This is a genomic window from Oscillochloris sp. ZM17-4 (assembly GCF_019599295.1).
GTDB lineage: Bacteria > Chloroflexota > Chloroflexia > Chloroflexales > Chloroflexaceae > Oscillochloris.
Genome location: NZ_JAIEWN010000011.1, coordinates 18,205 through 37,018 on the forward strand (window position 1 = coordinate 18,205; position 18,814 = coordinate 37,018).

Sequence of the window (18,814 nt, forward strand, 5' to 3'; positions counted from 1 at the left end):
GCGGTGGCCAGCCAGAGCGAGAGCTTGGCCAGGTCCACCGCCAGCGGGTTCAGATCGACCCCGTAGATACAGCTCTGGGCCACCCGGCGCTTCCAGTAGGCCAGGTCGGAGTCGTCGCCCAGCTCGTCCGGCGGCGTCACCCCAATCTCCACCAGGTAGCGGGCGATGAACTCCATCGCCGCGACCGGGAAGTGTCCGCTGCCCATGGCCGGGTCGACGCAGTTGACGCCGAGCACCGCCGCGATCCGCTCGGCGTCCGTGGCCGCGCCGGCCACCGCCGCATCCAGGACGGGGCGCAGGGTCTGCTCAACGATGTACTGGACCACAAAGTCGGGCGTGTAGTAGGAGCCGGTGCGGTGGCGCTCGCCCTTGTCGTTGACGAGGATGAGGGATGAAGGATGAGGGATGAAGGATGAAGAGTCTGCGCCTGCTGCGCTGCCTTCATCCTTCATCCTTCCGCCCTCATCCTTCTCCAGGTGATACTCCAGCAGCCCCTCATAGATCGTGCCCAGGTGGCGCTCGGCCAGGTCGCGGTAGTCGATAAACTCGCGCAGGCCGGTCTGCGCGCTGACCACGCGGGCCAGCTTATCGAGAGCCAGCTGGAGCTGGGCGTCGCCCACGGTGTAGCGGTCGAGGAAGGGGTGGCGCTGCGGGTCGAACAGGCCGCCGTTAAAGGTGGCGACCTTGAGCGGCGGGCTGCCGCGGTTAATGATCTCGAACAGGTCGCGCAGCCTGGCCCAGGTGCGGCCCGTATCGACCAGCAGAGTCATGCCGCTATCGATGCGCCGGGCGACATCGCGGGCCAGCGCGTAGAGGCTATAGTCATCGCGGTAGGCCAGGCTCTCGCGCAGCGGCAGCAGCTCGCGGGCCTCGGCGTAGAGCACAAAGAGCAGCCGGTAGAGCACAATCAGGCTGTTCGTATAGATGACGTGGAGGAGCGCAGCAGCGTCCGTGGATGTGGCCCGCGCATCTGGACCTTCTGCGGGCGCTGCTGCGCCCGTACCGACGCCAAGATGCAGCCCATTGCGGCCATAGTCGAGGAAGCCCTGGGCCAGGTGGCGCAGCGCGTCGAAGACCTGGGCCTTGAGCGACTCAGACACCCCGCGGGCGTAGTCCACGCTCTCGCGGAGCATGCCGTCGAGGGTGAGCGCATCGCCCAGCGCCGGGGCGAAGGCGGCGCGGCGGAAGAAGGCGTAGAAGTAGAGGAAGGCCTCGGGCTCGTTGGAGTCCGCCAGCTCCTGAAGGTCCACCTCATAGAAGATCTCCTCGCGGCGGGCGGTGTCCCTATGGTAGAGACGCCAGCGCCGGCCGTTGGTGAGGATGCCCCAGGCCACGCCGCTATGCAGCATATAGAAGGCGATCTGGCGGGCGGGGACGCGGCTGATCTCATCGAGCTCGCCGGCACCGGACACATCGAGCCGGCGCCCCCAGTACTTCGCGTCGCCGACGGCGAAGGCCGCGCCGAGGTCGGCCTCACGCAGCGCGCGGCCCTTATTCGCCAGGAGCGCGGCGTGATCCTGGTAGAAGACATAGTCGGGCTTCTTGGTGCCGGCGGGGGTGTGCAGGCTCGCCTGAACCTCGAAGGCGTGGCCGAGCAGCTCCAGCAGCGGGCGCACCAGCTCATACTCCGTCTGCGCCTCATTGGCCGAGGGGGTGAAGGCGGCGAGGAGCGCGCGGACCCGCGCGAGGGCGGGGGCGGCCTCATCGGCCAAGTCGAGCCAGGCATCGCGCCGGGGCAGCGTCTCGTCGAGGTAGCGGTCGGCGAAGAGCTGACGGTTATAGTGGCGCTGCGCGAGGGCCAGGGGGAGCTGGGAGGCAGACATGGACTATCCTGATACTGCGGCGATTTCTGATCAGAGAGTATATCCGCCGGGCGGGATGATGTAAAGGGAGGGGCGCGGGGGAGCATGGCATGTGCAACGTCGCTGGCGGCTGAAGCCGCGTCGCGGGGGCCTGCGGCCGACCGCCCACCTTGTGGGCGGATCCGGCGTCGGCGCAGGCCGACGCCCGGCGCAGCGCGCCCCCCCGGCGCGACGTCAGTCGCCAGCCGGGGGGGCGCGCAGGACGTTGCACATGCCCTACGCGGCGGGCGCCCGCCCGCAAAGCGGGCCGATTCTGTCAGGTAATGCTGGTATGATGGAGGTATGTGATACCCAACCCCCAACCCCCACTATGAAGATCACCCCCGAAGCCGCTCGCCACATGCTGCTCGCCGCCCAGGGCCTGCTGACGCCGCCGGGGGCGCCGGCGGGCAAGGCCGACGTGCTGGCCGCCATCCGGCGCATGGGCGCGCTACAGATCGACACCATCCACATCGTGGCCCGCAGCCCCTACCTGGTGCTCTGGGCGCGCCTGGGCCAGTACGAGCCGGCCTGGCTCGACGAACTGCTCGCCGAGGGCGCGCTCTTCGAGTACTGGGCCCACGCCGCCTGCTTCCTGCCGGTCGAGGACTACCGGCTCTTCCGCCGGCGCATGCTCAGCCAGCGCGTCGAGCAGGACTCGGCCTACCAGTGGGCGCGCGCCCACCCCGAGGCGACCGAGGCCGCCCTCGCGCGGGTGCGCGCCGAGGGGCCGCTGCGCGTCGCCGACTTCGACGGCAAGGGCGGCGGCGGCGGCTGGTGGGACCACAAGCCCGCCAAGACGGCCCTGGAGTGCCTGTTCGACCTGGGCCACCTGATGATCGCCCGTCGCGAGCGCTTCCACCGGGTCTACGACCTCAGCGAGCGCGTGCTGCCCGGCTGGGACGACGCCGACACGCCGGGCGCCGACGCGGTGCGCCGCGAGCTGCTGCTGCGCGGCGTGCGCGCCCTCGGCGTCGCCCCGGCCCGCTGGGTACACGACTACTACCGCCAGAAGGATAAGCGCGCCTGCATGGCCGAGCTGGCAAAGCTGGCCGAGGCGGGCGCGCTCCTGTCGGTCGAGGTGGAGGGCTGGGGCGAGCCGGCGCTCGTCCACCCCGACAACCTGGGCCTGCTGGAGCAGGCGGCGGCCGGCGCGCTGACGCCGACCGTCACCACCCTGCTCTCGCCCTTCGACCCGGTTGTCTGGGACCGGGAGCGGGCGCACGAGCTGTTCGGCTTCTTCTACCGGATCGAGGTCTACACCCCGGCGGCCAAGCGGGCCTACGGCTACTTCACCCTGCCCATCCTGCACCGCGGGCGGCTGGTCGGCCGGCTCGACCCGAAGGCCCACCGCGCCGAGGGCATCTTCGAGGTCAAGGCCGTCCACCTGGAGCCGGGGGTGCAGCCCGACGACGAGCTGGTGGCCGGGCTGGCCGGCGCCCTGCGCGGCTGCGCGGCCTGGCACGGCACCCCCGAGGTGATCGTGGGGAAAAGCGACCCGCCGGAGCTGGCGGGGGCGCTCCAGCGGGCGCTGGGCTAATCCGCGCGCCAGCGGGCCATCGTATCCGGGCTGATCGGCTCCAGCAGCATCCGATCGGCCTCGCGGCGCACCGGCATCGCGAAGTCGAAGCGGTCGACGGCGGCGGCGTAGGCGACATCGGCGGCCGGCAGCGCCGGGTACGCGGGGGAGCCGAAGCGCCGCCCGAAGTCGGAGGCGGCGACCCGCGCCGCAAACAGGCGCGGGTCGGGCGTCTGCCCGCGCAGCAGCGCCGCCAGATAGTCGGCGCAGGCCCGGTCCTCGTCCCCGTCGCGGTCGGACCAGTCCCCCGTCACCACCAGCGTCACGTGGGCGGGGCGCAGGCGCAGCAGCAGGCGCGCGGTGGCGGCGGCGCAGACGAGGCTGCCGGCGAGCAGCGGGTCGGCCGCGGCGCAGCGCAGCAGCCCCTTGATGCCGGCGGCGGTGCAGTGGATCAGCGTCTTGCCGGCCAGGTCGTGGCCGGGCACCCGCGACGGCGCGTTGTCGAGGTCGAAGCCGGGGATCGCCCCGCCGCCGCCGACCCCGCCCATGGTGAGCGCGCCGGGCAGGCGCTCGCGCAGCTGGAATGCGTCCTCCGGCGACTCCGCCAGGTAGATCTGGCGCGCGCCGGCGGCGAAGGCGTAGGCGGCGGTCGAGAACGAGCGCAGCACATCGATCACGACCACGGCGCCTCGGCTTCCGCCGCAGCGGGCCAGGGTTGTCTGGACGATCTCCATCGTAGGTCGCTCCTCCGCATACGAGGGCATCTCCCACGGATACGTTATAGCACGTCATCTCTTGTTGTTTTGGCCAACATGGCCAGCGAAGCTGGCCATGTTGGCCAAAACAACGTCGGTTTTTAGGGCGGCAGCCCTAAAGTTGATGCGCATGGGGCGAAGCGCAGGATGTTGCAGAAGCCCTGGCGGCGAATCCGCCGGCTACCACCAATACGCCGAGTCAGGTATAATCCGGGCAGGCATACGGTTCAGCGGGGAGGCGCACGCGATGCGGATCCTATTCGTAGACGACAACCCGCTGATGCAGCAGGTGATCAGCCACTACCTGGAGATCCAGGGCTACGAGGTGGTGGTGGTTGGCGAGGGAGCGGAGGCCATCGACATAGCCCGGCGCGAGAGCTTTCAGCTCTACCTGATCGACATGCGCCTGCCCGACCAGGACGGCCCGGAGATCCTGGCCTCCCTGCGGACACTGCCCGATGGCGGGCGCCGCCCGGCGATCGCGGTGAGCGGGCTTGGCGAGGAGGAGCGGGCGCGCACGATGGAGGCGGGCTTTGACGCCTTTCTGGCCAAGCCGATCGACCTTGATGATCTGACGCGTATGGTGCGGCGCTTCGTGGCCCCGGACAACGCGCAGGCTGTGGGGATCTAGCATGGACCGGCTGATACTCTGGGATGTGGACGGGACGCTGCTGACGACGGACGGGATCGCGGCCGAGGCGATGCGCGCGGCGATGCGCCAGGTGGTCGGCCCCTCGGCCTCGATGGAACGCACCTCCTACGCGGGCAAGACGGACTGGCTGATCATCCGCGAGAGCTTCCCGAGCCTGGGCGGCGACGGGGTGGCCGAGCGGCTCCACGAGTTCGCGGCGGCCTATGGCGCCGGGCTTGAGCTCCAGCGCGCGGCCCTGCGCGAGCGCTCGCAGGTCTTCCCCGGCGTGTCGGCGCTGCTGGAGGCCCTGCGGGCCACGGCGCGACAGGCTCCGCTCACCGGCAATATCGCGGCGGCGGCGCGGATCAAGCTGGAGTGTACCGGCCTGCTGCACCTGCTCGACCTGGAGGCGGGGGCCTACGGGGACGACCACTACGACCGCGCGGCCCTGGTGCCGATCGCCGCCAGGCGCGCCGCCGGGCGCTACGGGCGGGCCTTCGCCGGCCAGCAGATCATCATCGTCGGCGACACGCCCAACGATATCGCCTGCGGCAAGGCCAACGGCGCCCGCACCGTGGCCGTCGCCACAGGGCCGTATAGCCGGGAAGACCTGGCCGCCCACGGCCCCGACGCATTGCTGTCCGACCTGGGCGACACCGACGCCGCGCTGGCCGCTATCTTGGGCTGATGCTCTCGCTCGTGCAGCCGTCCTGCGCCGCAGCTACTCGGCGGTGCAGGACAGGGCCACCACCGTCAGGTCGTCGATCACCGAGCCGACCAGGGCCGGCAGGGCCAGGATGCGCTCGACCATCGCCGGGGCCTGGACATCGTCGCTGAGCAACTCGGCCAGGATCAAGTGGTTGTCGGCCAGGGCAGGCCACGTGTCGAGCAGCCCGTCGCTGAAGAGGATCAGCGCGTCGCCCGGGTTCAGCTGCACCTCGCCCTGGGCGTAGGGCTCGCGGGATGGCACCCCCAGGGGCACCCCGCGCGGGCTGAGAGTCTCGACGCCGCCGCCGGCCCGCCGGACAAAGACGAGGCCGTGGCCGGCGTCGATGAACGAGAGCCGCCGCGAGACGAGATCCAGCTGGGCGTGGAACATCGTCACGAAGGCCCGCGCATTGTTCAGGTCCGAGTCGAGGGCGGTGAGGGCGTAGCGCAGGTTCACCAGGGGCGGCGTCTGCCGGCCCACCGAGCGCATCACCGCGCGCACCGTCGTCATCAGCAGGGCGGCCGGCATGCCCTTGCCCATCACATCGCCGAAGGTCAGGTTGAGCAGGCCAGGGCCGGGGCTGTGCCAGTCGTAGAAGTCGCCGCCCACCAGGCTTGAGGGGATACAGCGGGCCGCGAGGGTGAACCCGGGCAGGCGCGGCATCTGGCGGGGCAGCAAGTCCATCTGGACGCGCCCGGCGCGGGCGAGCTCCAGGTCGAGCTTCTGGCGCTGCTCCTCTAGCTGGTGCTGGAGCGCGCTGTTCTGTCGGCGCAGGCGCAGGCGCTCCAGGTTGCGATTGAGCACCGTCTGGAGCTCCTCGGCCTGGATCGGCTTGCGCAGGTAGTCGTCGGCGCCCCGGCGCATGGCGTTTACGGCGATTCGCTCGGAGCCGTAGGCTGTCGTGAGCACCACGGCTGCATCGCAGCCGCTGGAGCGCAGGAGGTCGAGCACCTCAAGGCCATCGACATCGGGCATCAGCACATCGAGCAGCACCAGGTCAGGGTTCATCTTCGGCACCATGGTCAGGGCCTCGCGGCCGAGCGAGGCGAACTGAACATCGTAGTTCGCCGAGCCGAGCCAGTGCTTCAGCATATCGCGCACATACGGGTCATCATCGACAACCAGCACATGCGCCTGGACCCCAAGGATCATCGTTGATTCGATCACGGTGGCCGGCGCCTGCCCGAAGGTCACGTCGTTGCGGAGCAAGTTGCGGGTGGCGAGCACGATCTGGTCGCGCCCGTGATGCTTGGCCTGGTAGAGCGCGGTGTCGGCGCTCTCACTCAGGGTCGTGGCGTCATCGGAGGACTGGAGGCTGGACACCCCGCCGGAGAGCGTGACGCTGAACTCGGCATCGCCGGAGCGGTGGCGCACCTGGGCGAACCGCTCGCGGATCGCGTCGAGCACATTGAAGGCGCCCTGCTCATCAGTCTCGGGCATGAGCACCACAAACTCCTCGCCACCATAGCGCCCGATCAGATCCGATATACGCAGGCGCTGCTGGAGCAGGCGTGCCAGACTCTTCAGCACCCGGTCGCCGGCGGCGTGGCCGTAGCGGTCATTCACCTGCTTAAAGTGATCGAGGTCGAGCAGCCCCATCGAGAACGGGCGTTTATTCCGGCGGGCGCGGGAGACCTCGCGGGCCAGCATATCTTCGGTGACGCTATGGTTGAAGAGGCCGGTCAGGCTATCGCGCAGCATCTGGCTGCGCATCACCCGAGCGCGGCGGATACGGCTCGTCACCGCGGCCACGAGGTGGCCCGGGTTGATCGGCTTGGTGAGGAAGTCGTCGCCGCCCTCGTCCATCGCGGCAAGCTGCGTGCCCCGATCCATCTCAGCCGAGAGGTAGACGATCGGGATGCTGTGCAGCTCAGGCTGCTGCCGCAAGACAGCGGCCAGCTCGCGGCCCTCGCAGCCCGGCATATACATATCCATCAGGATAAGGTCGGGCTTGAGATCATGGAGCTTCTCGCTGACGACGGTGGGGTCGGTGATGACCGTGGTGTGGATGCCGGAGGCGCTCAGGAATATGGCGTAGGTGTCGGCCACAAGCCGCGAGTCGTCCACGATCAAGACGTGGTACGGATCAGATCGCCGGTGCTCGGTGAGCCTGTCGAGCTGGTCGACCAGAGTGCCGACATCGATCGGGCGCGTGAAGTAGGCGTTCCCGCCGGACCGCACGGCGTGGAGGCGGGCAGCAAAGTCGCCGTGCGACGCGATTACAATCAGCGGCACCGGCACGGCCTGCAGATGGCGCAGCCGGTCGATGGAGTCCCGGATGTCGGCGTGCTCCAGGAAGGCGATATCGAGGACGAGGGCGTCGGGCGTGGCGGCCTGCGCGGTGGCCTGTAGCTCGTCGATATGGCTGAAGACGTGCGTCTCGTAGCCGAAATTGGCCACCTGGGCGGCGATGGACGTGCCCTCATCGGCATCGGTGCAGAGGAAGTAGATATGCGCCACCGCGGCTGTGGCGGGGGCCGACGGCATATCCCCGGCGGGTGCAGGGTCTACGACGCCAGCGACGATCTGCTGAAGGCTGTGGATAAGGTCGCGCACCTTGACGCGCAGCATGTCGCCGCCGTCGCCGCCCATGATCTGGCGTAGGGCCGCCTCGATCCCGTGCGCGGTGGCGCTCACCTGCGGGAATCCGAAGGTGCTCCCCGTGCCCGCAAGATTATGTGCTACCTGTTGGATGCCAGCAAGGGTCGCCGGATGCGCCGCCCCGGCCTCGACCTTCTTCCAGTCGTCGGCCATCTGAGCAGCTTTCTCGGCGAGCTGGACAACGTAGCTCTGGCGCAACTCTTCGAACCGTGCGCTGAAACTCTGCATAGTCTTATTGATAGTCAGCGGCTTTTCATTCGTCTCTAGTGTATATCATGTGAGGTAGTAAGTACGCAACATGTAGCGCTCTTTATGTAACAGATTCGTCACTTCTCGCAGGGCTGATGCAACGTCGCCGCCAGGCGGGGGGTTGGGGGTAGCTCTGCTACACATGCCAGGGCTGATACAAAGGTCTGGGGCGTGCCGCATGCTTGACATTGCAATAGTTTAGTTCTAAACTATTCCTGTGGAACAACGCCACAGCCACCACGAGCCAGGGAGGATCACCATGGAGCTGACAGGAATCCATCATCTGACGGCGGTCTCCGCGCAGATCCGCGAGAACCACCGATTCTATACGCAGACGCTGGGCATGCGCCTAGTCAAGCGCAGCGTGAACCAGGACGACGTGCGGGCCTACCACCTGTTCTACGCCGACGCCAAGGGCAGCCCCGGCACCGACCTGACCTTCTTCGACTGGGCGGTGCCGCGCGAGCGGCGCGGCATGCGCGCGATCACCCGCACCGCGCTGCGGGTCGCCGGCGGCGAGGCGCTGGTCTGGTGGGACCAGCACCTGCGCGCGCAGGGCGTCGAGACGGGCCAGCTCGCCGAGCGCGACGGCCGGCTGACCCTGGACTTCACGGACCCGGAGGGCCAGCGCCTGGCCCTGGTGGACGACGGCGGCGCGGGCGAGGCCCACCCCTGGGAGCGCAGCCCGGTGCCGGCGGCCTTCCAGGTACGCGGCCTGGGGCCGATCACGCTCAGCGTGCCCAACCTCGCGCCGACCGACAGCGTGCTCCAGCAGGTGTTGAGCATGCGCCCGGCACGCACCTACCCGCACCTGGAGAACCCGCAGCACACCGTCCACGTCTACGAGATGGGGCCGGGCGGCGCGCACGCCGAGATCCACGTGGCCGTGCAGCCCAGCCTGCCGGTGGCCCAGCCCGGCGCCGGCGGCGTCCACCACGTCGCCCTGCGCACGCCGAGCTTCGAGGAGTACGACGCCTGGGCCGAGCGGCTGCAGGCCCTGGGCATCCCCAACAGCGGCAAGGTCGACCGCTACTGGTTCCGCAGCCTCTACTTCCGCGAGCCGAACGGCATCCTGTTCGAGATCGCCAGCGACGGCCCGGGCTTCGCGGTGGACGAGGACGAGGCGACGCTGGGCGAGAAGATCGTGCTGGCGCCCTTCCTGGAGCCGCAGCGCGCGGCCATCCTGGCGAACCTCAAGCCAATCGATTAGGCTGGGGGTTGGGGGTTGGGGGCTGGGGGCTGGGGGGTGAGGGCCAAAGGCCACCCCAACGCCATGCGCCGCATCCGCAATCGCCCAGACGTTCGGTAGCCCCTAGATCTCCTGAGGGACAGGGGCTGGGCAGGGTCGTCCACAGCTCGGCCCGCCCGCCCGCGTCCAGCGGGGCGGCGCCGGCGGGCAGAATGCTCTCCAGGTTGTCGGCGATGACCATGGCCGGCTGCCGGCGCAGCAGCGGGCCGAGCGTGGCCAGGGCGATCTGGAGGTTGATAGTGGCTGGCATAGGTACTCCCGATCTGTATGCGCTGGCGCAATCATAGCCGCCGGGGGCCGCGTGTCAACGCAAGGGCGGGCATGGCAGGGCCACGTCATTGTTCCCGCATCCGCTCGCCCGGCGACTGACGTCGCGGGCTCGTGCTTGGCGAAGCCCACCTGCGTGGGCTTTGGAATGCCGCGCAGGCGGCATTCGCAGATTCTAGCCGGGCGGTACCACAATGACGTGGCCCTGCGGGCCTGGCGCCCTTCCTATAGCCGCAGCGCGCGGCGATCCTGGCCAACCTCAAGCCGATCGACTAGGGCGGGGGTTGGGAGTTGGGGGTTGTACATCTCCGTTAAGATTCCTTGCGCGCTCGGAATGGCAACTGTGCGAAACACCTCTGTACAACTGATATAATCAGATCTCCTGATAGCCTATACTCCGGTGGTGCATGGCGCACACAGACCGCATCGCTGCGGTATTGCGTTTTGGACAAGGTTTCAGGTTGCTTTACAATTTGATGCCGTGAATGGCATTCTACTGCACCAAATCTGCAATCTGCAATCTACAATCTTGTCTTGGCCCAGAAAGGGGTCTCCTATGGATTCCTCAACCCCCGAGGCTCTGGAGCAGCTGCGCGCCGAGAATGCGCGCCTGCGGGCCGCGCTCAGCGCCAGCGAGGAGCGGCTGGAACTCGCCCTCGACGCCGCCGGGCTGATCGCCTGGGAGTGGGATGTTGCCACCGGCGCGCTGACCTACTCCGCACACGTCACGCGCTCGTTTGGCATACCCCAGAGCTATCTGGCGCACACCATCGACGATCTGCGCGCGAAGATCTACCCCCCCGATCTGCCGCTGGTTGAGCGGGCGCTGGAGGCGACTCTGCGGGGCAGCGCGCCTGAGCTGCTCCAGCTGCGCATAGCGACGCCGGAGGGCGACCTGTGCTGGCTTGAGCTGCGCGGGCTGGCGCAGCTCGACGCCAGCGGCCAGCCGGTGCGTGTGGTCGGCGTGACCCGTGACATCAGCGCGGAGCAGCAGCTTCAGGCGGATGCGCAGGCCGCACACCAGGCCGCGGCGGTCGCCCTCGCTCAGCTCAACGCGTTCGTCTCCAGTGCGCCGATGGGGATCGCCTACCTGGATCACGAGCTACGCTACCAGATCGTCAACCCCGCGATGGCCGCGATCAACCAGCTGACGCCCGCCGACCACCTCGGGCGCACGCCGGCAGAGGTGATCCCCTATACGGCCCAGCAGCTAGAGCCGCTCATGCGCCAGGTGCTCGCCACCGGCGCGGCGGTGCGCGATCTGGAGCTGGAAAACCTGCCCGCGCCGCTCGACGTGATCGCCCGTGATTGGCAGATCAATCTGTTCCCCGTCGCTTCCCGCCCGGCGGGCAAAACGGTCGGCGTCGGGGTGATGATCATCGACCTCTCTCAGCAGCGGCGCGACGAGGCGGCGCTGCGGGCCAGCGAGCAGAAGCTGCGCACGCTGATCGACATCCTCCCTGTCGGCATCTCCATCTTTGATGCGGAGGAACAGCTCATCTACGTGAACCCGGCCATGGAGCGGATCATGCGCATGGATCGCACCGGTCTGCTTCAGGGGGCGCACCTGATGCGCGAGTACTTCCGGCCTGATGGGACGACCAGGCCGATGGAGGAGCTCGCCCGCTCGCGGGTGTTCCGTGAGCGCCAGTCCGTGACGGTTGTTGAGAATGGATTCCGCATCGAGACGGGCGAGGTGCGCTGGGCCAGCGTCAGCGCGGTGCCGGTCGATCTGCCCGACTGGCGGGCAGTGATCGCCACCACAGATATCACCGCGCTCAAGCAGGCCGAGGACGCGCGCAGCGCGAGCGAGGCGCACTATCGCAGCCTGTTCAAGACCATGGCCCAGGGGGTGATCTACCAAGATAGCGAAGGGCGGGTGATCGCGGCCAACCCGGCGGCGGTGCGCATCCTGGGCCTGGATCTCAGCCGGATCCAGAGTCACTCGGTCCTCGATCCAGGCTGGGAGGCCTTCTACGAGGATGGGACACCCTTCCCCAAAGAGGAGCTCCCCTGCTTTGTCGCGCTGCGCACCGGACATGCGGTGCGCGATGTGGTGCTCTGCGTCACGCTCCCCACGTCCGCTGGCCATCGCTGGCTGAGCATCCAGGCTGTACCGCAGTTCCGGCCTGGGGAGACGACGCCATCGCAGGTCTACACGATGTTCGCAGACATCACCGCAGAGCGGGATTCCGCCCGCGCCCTGGAGTATGAGCGCCAGCAGCTCGCGGCGATTGTGAGCACGATGCACGAGGGGGTGATGGCCATTCAGCCAGATGGGGCCATCGCGCTGATTAATGCGGCCGGCCTCCGCCTTGCCGACCTGACAAGTGACCGCGACTACCCAGAGATGGCGGATCTGCACGGCGCAGTCCAGCTGAGCCGCTACAACGCGCAGGGCCAGTTCCTGCCCAGCGGCAGCTGGCCGGAGGATCGGCTGCTTCGCGGCGAGTCGTTTGTGAGCCTTGAGCTGTGCCTGCGATCTGCCGATCAGGGTATCGAGCGATGGCTCGCCCTCAATGGAACGCCGGTCTACGACGAGCACGGCACTCTCATCCTGGGAGTCATGACGGGGCAAGACATCACCCAGCGCAAGCAGACTGAGATAGCCTTGCAGGCGCACACCGAGACCCTCAGCCGCACCAACGCCGAGCTCACCCGCGCGCTGCGGCTTAAGGACGAGTTCCTCGCCATGATGAGCCACGAGCTGCGCACGCCGCTCTCGGTGATGCTGGGGATCAGCGAGGCGATGGAGCACGACCTCTACGGGCCAATCAGCCCCGAGCAGCGCCAGGCCCTCGGCACGCTTATCCAGAGCGGGCGGCACCTGCTGGCGATCCTCTCCGACATCATGGATCTCGCCCGCATCGAGGCCGGCCATGAGACACTCTATCACCAGCCGATCGATGTGGACACCCTCTGCCAGGCGGCGCTGCAGTATGTGCAGGACGCCGCGCAGCGGAAGGGCGTTCGCATGCGGCGCAGCGTTGAGCATGGGGTGGAGGGGCTGATCGCGGACGAGCGCCGGCTGACCCAGATCCTGGTGAACTTGCTTGACAACGCGGTGAAGTTTACCCCGGCGGGGGGGATGACTGGACTCGATGTGCTGGCCGACGCGGGGCAGGCGCAGATCCAGTTCGTGGTGTGGGACACGGGCATCGGCATCGCCGAGTCCGACTACGCCCGGCTCTTTGAGCCCTTCACCCAGGTAGACGGGCAGCTCTCACGGCAGTACAGCGGGGTGGGGCTGGGCCTGGCACTGGTGCGCCGGCTGGTCGATCTGCACGGCGGCAGCATCTGCATGGAGAGCACCCTCGGCCACGGCTGCCGCTTTACGGTCAACATGCCCTGGTCGGAGGGCGATAATGCCGCACCACAGGCCACCCACGCGGCAGCGGCGGCGGCGGCGGCGGCGGCGGCGGTGCCTGACGTATGGGCTCAGCCGCCGAAGGTGGTGCTCGTCGACGATCACGAGCCCACCCTGACCTTCTACCGCGGCCTGCTCACCGCGCGGGGATGCCAGGTCGCCGTCGGGCGCACGGGCGGCGAGGCGGTGTCCCTCGTGCGGGAAGCGCACCCCGATGTGGCGGTGCTCGACATCCAGATGCCGGGGATGGATGGGCTGGAGGCGATCCGGCACATCCGGGCCGACCCCGCCCTCGTGACGGTGCCGATCATCGCGCTGACGGCGCTCACAATGCCCGGTGATCGCGAGCGCTGCCTGGCGGCCGGGGCGAACGCCTACCTCGCGAAGCCAGTCAGCATGCGCGCCCTGATCGCAGCAATCGGGGCGGTGCTGTCGCCGACACGCGTGGGCGAGGAGCCCATGGGCGTGTGAGTAGGGACACAGCGCGCTGCGTCCCTACGGTGCGATTGCCCGCAGGCTGAGCTTGGTGAACGTCGCCTCGACCGGGCCGGCGCCGGCCACGGCTAGCATCCCGTACTGCGAGGTGGGTGGCGGCGCCGCGAGGGTGAGATCCGCCACCTGCCGCCCGTTGACCCGCAGCTCGATCTGGTCGCCCTCAAGGCGGGCGACCAGCCGGTTGCTGGCGTCGACGCCGGAGAGAACCGCCAGATTGCGCTCGCTGATCACGGAGGCCACCCGGCCGGCCACGCGCTGCTCCAGGCGGAAGCTACGCTCAGCGGGGCTGACGAGGAAGGCCAGGTAGCTACCGGCGTCGCTGAAGCGCAGCACAAGCCCGGCCTCGCCGCCGCTCACCGCCACATCCACCCCCAGCAAGATATCCTCGCCGGCGGGGCTGGTGCGGTAGGCCCAGATATTGCCGAGCCCGGGGGCGGTCGTGATCGTGTAGGCCCCGCCGCCGCTGGCGACGCTCCAGCCGCTGCCGGAGGTCGTCGGCCAGGCGTCGCCGCGGAACTCCTCGGCGTAGACCAGCCGGCCGTCCTCGGCCAGCGGCTCTGGCGTCGCCGTGGGTGCGGCGGTGGGTATAGCCGTCGGCGGCGGGCTGGTGGGGGCGGCTGTCGGCGGCGGGCTGGTGGGGGCGGCCGTCGGCGGCGCAGGCGTCGCCGTGGGCGCGGCGGCGGCGATGACGGCGGCGCTCGTGGGGTCTGACGCGCTCGCCGCCGTGGGCGCGGCGGAGGGCGAGGCGGCGGCCGTGTCGCGCCGCAGCCACCAGGCGACTCCGCCGACGGCGGCGAGCAGCACGCCGCCCACGCCGCCGAGCAGCAGGGCGCGCCGGCTGCGGTCGGGCACGGGCGGCGCGGGCGGCGGCGGCGGCTTACGGGGCGTCATCGACTCAGCCTGGGCCAGCAGCGCGGCGCTGTCGCGGTAGAAGGGGTTCAGCTGCTGGAGCTCGCGCAGCGTGGCGACGGCCTGGAGCGCGCGCCCGGCATCGAGGTGCTCACGGGCGCGATCATACAGCTCCGCCTGGTGATCTCGCGGCTTCTGCGGCATCGGATGCGGGCTGGGTGGGGAGGACGCCCCGCCGCCCAGGCTGCGGTTATAGGCCGCCCGCGCGCTAAAATCGCTCAGCGCCTGGTATGCCGCGTTGATCTGCAGCGCCCGCCGGCTCGCGTAGGCCTGCTCCTCGGGCGAGGCGCCGGCGACCCGGTCCGGGTGATAGCGCCGCATCTGCTGGCGGTAGGCCTGCTTGATCTCATCGGCCGAGGCGCTGCGGCGTATGTCTAAGAGCTCGTAGTAGTCGAGCTGCGCAAAGTCGTCCATCTCTAGCCCCCGCGTCCACCGCATAACCCTGGCATTATAGCATAGCCCCCGCGCGCGTCTCGCCCCGGCGCGGTATAATTCCACGCAGAGACACAAAAAATAGTTAGCGCGAATACGTAGGCCGACGCCCGGCGCGCAGCGCCCTGGCGACGCGGCTTCAGCCGCCCGCCCCGGGATACGCTGCAAGAACATACGTCACACCCTCGGCGCGGATGCAGCGCAGCCGCCCCGATTTCTCCGTTTATACTGTGAGGCCCGCGCTGCGCGAGCCGCCGAGCCCAGGCCTATTCTCAGCCGTAGCGCCGAGTGCTATAGTGCATATCTGAACCTTGGTGATCCACGCCATACCGTATCGTGCAGTGTCAGGCAGCATTTTGGACGTGGAGCAGAGGGCCGATCACACCTGGATGCGCTGCGCTCAATCTACAATCGCCAACCTGTAACCGCACGAGCGAGCATCACCATGCGCCAGTGCCCGTCATGCAGCGAGCATGTGCCCGACGACCACCGCTACTGCGGCTACTGCGGCGTGCGCCTTGACACCCTGCCCGGCGCCGACCTCGCCAGCGAGCAGCGCGAGGCGACGGTGATGTTCGTCGATGTGACGAACTTCACCGCGGCCTCGCACACCATGGACAGCGAGCAGGTCTTCGCGTGGATGGACGAGACGATGCGCCTGCTGGCGGCGGTGGTCGACCGCTACGAGGGCACGATCGACAAGTTCACCGGCGACGGGCTGATGGCCCTGTTCGGCGTCCCCACCACCCACGAGGACGACCCGGAGCGCGCGGTGCGCGCGGCCCTGGAGATGCAGCAGGCCCTGGCGCCCCTGCGCGCCCGGCTGGCCAAGGAGCGTGGCGCCACCTTCCAGGTGCGGATCGGGCTGAACAGCGGGCCGCTGGTGGCCGGCATGATCGGCGGCGAGCGCCACGGCGAGTACACGGTGCTCGGCGATAGCGTAAACCTGGCGGCGCGCCTGGAGAAGGCCGCCGAGCCGGGCACCGTCCTGGTGAGCGCCAGCACCTACGCCCGCACCGCGCCCCTGTTCAGCTTCCAGCCGATGCCGCCGCTCTACGTGAAGGGCGTGAGCGAGCCGCTCCAGACCTACCGGCCCCTCGGCCCGGCCGCGCAGCCCGGGTCGCTCCGCGGGATCGCCGGGCTGCGCGCGCCCCTGATCGGCCGCGCCGCCGACCTGGATCGGCTGCAGTCCCATATTGGCGCGATCTGCGACGACCATCGGCGGCGGGCCGCCCTGATCTCCGGCGATGCCGGCGTCGGGAAGAGCCGCCTCGTGGCCGAGCTGCGCCGCAGGCTCGATGATCTCCCCATCCGCTGCATCCAGGCGACGTGTCGCTCACACACCCGCAACACGCCACTCTGGCTGGCCGGCGAGCTGCTGCGCGACTTGATCGGTGTCGGGCCGGCCGACCCGCCCGACGTGCGCGACGAGCGACAGAGCGCCTTCCTCCAGCGCCAGGGGCTCTCCCCGGCCGACATCCTGCCCTACCTGCGCCACGCCATGGGCGAGGTCGAGCTCCACTCCGAGACGACCCGCCTGGCCGACCTTGAGCCGAGCATGCTCCAGCTCCAGACGCAGACCGCCTTTCGTCTGGCTCTGCTCGCGGAGGCGCGCACCGCCCCGCTGGTGCTCATCTGCGACGACCTCCACTGGGCCGACGACCCCTCGCGCGAGCTGCTGCGCTACGTCCTGGAGACCACCCACGAGGCGCCGCTGTGCCTGGTCATGATCCTGCGCGCCTCCGAGATCGCGCTGGCGCACAGCCTCATCGCCGACGTGGAGTCGCAGATCTGCGAGGTTCACCTGAACGCCCTCAGCGAGACAGAGGGGCTCGCCATGATCGGCGAGCTGCTCCAGCGCCCGCCCGGATCTGATACCGGCCTGGCCCTGCAGATCGTTGAGCGCGCGACGGGCAACCCGTTCTATATCGAAGAGCTTATCCGTATGCTGATCGAGCAGGGCGGGCTCACGCTCGGCGCGGGCGGCTGGGAGATCGCCCCCCATGTCGGCGATCTCCTCGGCAGCGTGCCCCCCAGCCTGCGCGACCTGATCCTGGCCCGCTTCGACCGGCTGCCGATCGATCTGCGGCTCACCCTCCAGCGCATGGCGGCGATCGGCCGTGCGGCGCCCCTGCGGCTGCTGGCCCGGCTCGATGGGGGTGCGGTGCAGCTCACGGGCGAGCGACTCCGCGATCTCGAAGATCGTAGCTTCGTGACCCGCGTCGTGCGCGCGGAGCCGGGCTACGCGCTCCAGAATGCCCTCGTCCAGGACGCGGTGTACGAGACGATGCTGCGCCGTGACCGCCGCCAGATGCACACGCTGATCGCAGAGGCGGTGGTGGCCGAGAGCTGCTGGGAGCCCGATGAGCGGAGCGATGTCCTGGCGCACCAGTACGCCGAGAGCGCCACGCCACAGCTCGCGATCTCCTACCAGATCGAGTCGGCCGAGCGCGGCGAGCGGCGCTTCGCCAGCGCCACGGCCGCACAGCTCTACCGGCAGGCGATCACGCTGATCGAGCAGTACCCGGCGGGCCACGGCGAGCAGGCCGTCCGCGCGCGCATCGGGCTCGGCCGCTCTCTGAAGTACCTCGGCGGCTTCGCCGAGGCCAGCACGGCCCTGGAAGAGGCCCGCGAGCGGCTGCTTGTGGGCGGCCTGCCGCCTGACATGTGGCGCGCGAGCAGCGTCGCCGTCCTCGGCGAGCTGGCCGATGTGCGTACCCGCGAGGGGCAGCTCGACACCGCAGCTGATACGATCCAGTCCGGCCTGATGCTCCTCGGCCCCGCAGACCGTAGCCCGGCGTGGCGCCTGCTCACCTACAGGCTCGCCTCGGTCTACCTGCGCCAGGGGCAGATCGATGCCGCCCTGGCCCTGGCCGAGTCCGCCGTACACGAGACGGGCCCTGAGACCGACCAGATCATTCTCGCCAGCCTTTACCGCATCCTCGCGGGCGTCTACTACGAGCGCGACCGTCTCGGCGAGGCTGTCAGCTATGTCGAGCGCAGCCTGGCGATCTACCAGGAGATCGGCTACGCCCCTGGAACCGCCGCCGCCTATGATAACCTGGGGAGCCTCTACTACGCCCAGGGCCGCTGGGGGCAGGCAGTTGAGAGCCTCGCGCAGGCGCTTCATCTGCGGCGCCAGATCGGCTATATGCCGGATCAGGCGCTGACCCTCGCGAACCTTGGGCACACCCGTATGGCGCTCGGCGACCATGACCGCGCCGCCCAGGATTTTGTCGAGAGCCGGGCGATCAGCGAGCGGCTGGGGGAGGAGCTCGGCGTCGTGCGCGCCGACCTGGGCCTTGGCCACCTGGCGCTTCTCCATAACCACCTGGGCGAGGCGAGGCGCTACCTGGATAACGCCGCCACCCATATGGATGCGGTCGGCGAGGATGAGACGATCCAGTTTCACCTGCTCTGCGCCCTGCTGATCGCCCGCAGCGGCGATGTGCCCGGCGGGCGAGCTCTGGCTGAGGAGGGCCTGGCGGCGGCGCGTGCGGCCAGCCTGGCTGAGCTGGAGTCGGAGGCGCTGCGTAGCCTGGGCGAGATCTGCGCGCTCCAAGGCGCATCCGATCAGGCCGGCGCGCTGCTGCGCGAGAGCATCGCCCGCTGCCGTCAGCGCGGCGATCACTACCAGCTCGCCCTCAGCCTGCTGTCGCTCGGCACGCTCGACCCTCAGGTCGAGGACTCGCGCGCCATCCTCACCGAGGCGGCCCAGGAGTTCGCGCGGCTTGGGGCATCCTACGACCTTGGCCGCGCTCGCGCCGCCCTCGGCGAATATGTGTGACTC

At 69.3% G+C, this 18,814-nt stretch carries 11 protein-coding genes; 6 read left to right on the forward strand and 5 right to left on the reverse strand.

Annotation, left to right across the window (positions count from 1 at the left end; translation table 11 throughout):
• The coding region (locus tag K2Z83_RS10565) for a hypothetical protein (RefSeq protein WP_370650137.1) at positions 1-1,823 on the reverse strand (1,823 nt) is incomplete at its 3' end.
• 349 nt (positions 1,824-2,172) lie between these two features.
• Between K2Z83_RS10565 and K2Z83_RS10570 the strand changes: the two genes are divergently transcribed.
• The gene (locus tag K2Z83_RS10570; RefSeq protein ID WP_255603742.1) at positions 2,173-3,381 is read left to right on the forward strand and encodes a winged helix-turn-helix domain-containing protein; all 1,209 of its coding nucleotides are present in this window, start codon (positions 2,173-2,175) and stop codon (positions 3,379-3,381) included.
• Here the strand turns inward: K2Z83_RS10570 and K2Z83_RS10575 are convergent.
• On the reverse strand, positions 3,378-4,094 hold the full coding sequence (locus K2Z83_RS10575) for a 2-phosphosulfolactate phosphatase (RefSeq protein WP_220595149.1): 717 nt from the start codon (positions 4,092-4,094) through the stop codon (positions 3,378-3,380). The two genes, K2Z83_RS10570 and K2Z83_RS10575, sit on opposite strands and share 4 nt — an antisense overlap.
• A 268-nt stretch (positions 4,095-4,362) precedes the next feature.
• On the opposite strand from K2Z83_RS10575, the gene K2Z83_RS10580 reads away from it, so the two are divergent.
• On the forward strand, positions 4,363-4,746 hold the full coding sequence (locus K2Z83_RS10580) for a response regulator (protein ID WP_220595150.1): 384 nt from the start codon (positions 4,363-4,365) through the stop codon (positions 4,744-4,746).
• A 1-nt stretch (position 4,747) separates the two neighbouring features.
• On the forward strand, positions 4,748-5,434 hold the full coding sequence (locus tag K2Z83_RS10585) for an HAD family hydrolase (RefSeq protein WP_220595151.1): 687 nt from the start codon (positions 4,748-4,750) through the stop codon (positions 5,432-5,434).
• A gap of 33 nt (positions 5,435-5,467) precedes the next feature.
• Here K2Z83_RS10585 and K2Z83_RS10590 read toward each other — a convergent pair whose 3' ends face one another.
• Entirely contained in the window at positions 5,468-8,284 is a 2,817-nt protein-coding gene (locus tag K2Z83_RS10590; RefSeq protein WP_220595152.1) for a response regulator, read from the reverse strand.
• A 280-nt stretch (positions 8,285-8,564) separates the two neighbouring features.
• On the opposite strand from K2Z83_RS10590, the gene K2Z83_RS10595 reads away from it, so the two are divergent.
• Positions 8,565-9,515 (forward strand): ring-cleaving dioxygenase, encoded by a 951-nt coding sequence (locus K2Z83_RS10595; RefSeq protein ID WP_220595153.1) that lies wholly within the window; start codon positions 8,565-8,567, stop codon positions 9,513-9,515.
• On the opposite strand, the gene K2Z83_RS10600 is transcribed toward K2Z83_RS10595, so the two are convergent.
• On the reverse strand, positions 9,499-9,804 hold the full coding sequence (locus tag K2Z83_RS10600) for a hypothetical protein (protein WP_220595154.1): 306 nt from the start codon (positions 9,802-9,804) through the stop codon (positions 9,499-9,501). The two genes, K2Z83_RS10595 and K2Z83_RS10600, sit on opposite strands and share 17 nt — an antisense overlap.
• A gap of 573 nt (positions 9,805-10,377) precedes the next feature.
• Here K2Z83_RS10600 and K2Z83_RS10605 point away from each other — a divergent pair.
• Entirely contained in the window at positions 10,378-13,659 is a 3,282-nt protein-coding gene (locus tag K2Z83_RS10605; protein ID WP_220595155.1) for a PAS domain-containing protein, read from the forward strand.
• A gap of 24 nt (positions 13,660-13,683) precedes the next feature.
• Here K2Z83_RS10605 and K2Z83_RS10610 read toward each other — a convergent pair whose 3' ends face one another.
• The gene (locus tag K2Z83_RS10610) at positions 13,684-15,006 is read right to left on the reverse strand and encodes a J domain-containing protein (protein WP_220595156.1); all 1,323 of its coding nucleotides are present in this window, start codon (positions 15,004-15,006) and stop codon (positions 13,684-13,686) included.
• 493 nt (positions 15,007-15,499) lie between these two features.
• Between K2Z83_RS10610 and K2Z83_RS10615 the strand changes: the two genes are divergently transcribed.
• Entirely contained in the window at positions 15,500-18,811 is a 3,312-nt protein-coding gene (locus K2Z83_RS10615; RefSeq protein ID WP_220595157.1) for an adenylate/guanylate cyclase domain-containing protein, read from the forward strand.
• Positions 18,812-18,814: the final 3 nt, after the last annotated feature.

Bases quoted from the DNA above. Each gene is read 5' to 3' on its own strand.
- K2Z83_RS10590 (WP_220595152.1), bottom strand. From the start codon at position 8,284: ATGCAGAGTTTCAGCGCACGGTTCGAAGAGTTGCGCCAGAGCTACGTT.
- K2Z83_RS10600 (WP_220595154.1), bottom strand. From the start codon at position 9,804: ATGCCAGCCACTATCAACCTCCAGATCGCCCTGGCCACGCTCGGCCCG.
- K2Z83_RS10585 (WP_220595151.1), top strand. From the start codon at position 4,748: ATGGACCGGCTGATACTCTGGGATGTGGACGGGACGCTGCTGACGACG.
- K2Z83_RS10570 (WP_255603742.1), top strand. From the start codon at position 2,173: ATGAAGATCACCCCCGAAGCCGCTCGCCACATGCTGCTCGCCGCCCAG.
- K2Z83_RS10575 (WP_220595149.1), bottom strand. From the start codon at position 4,094: ATGGAGATCGTCCAGACAACCCTGGCCCGCTGCGGCGGAAGCCGAGGC.
- K2Z83_RS10580 (WP_220595150.1), top strand. From the start codon at position 4,363: ATGCGGATCCTATTCGTAGACGACAACCCGCTGATGCAGCAGGTGATC.
- K2Z83_RS10595 (WP_220595153.1), top strand. From the start codon at position 8,565: ATGGAGCTGACAGGAATCCATCATCTGACGGCGGTCTCCGCGCAGATC.
- K2Z83_RS10605 (WP_220595155.1), top strand. From the start codon at position 10,378: ATGGATTCCTCAACCCCCGAGGCTCTGGAGCAGCTGCGCGCCGAGAAT.
- K2Z83_RS10610 (WP_220595156.1), bottom strand. From the start codon at position 15,006: ATGGACGACTTTGCGCAGCTCGACTACTACGAGCTCTTAGACATACGC.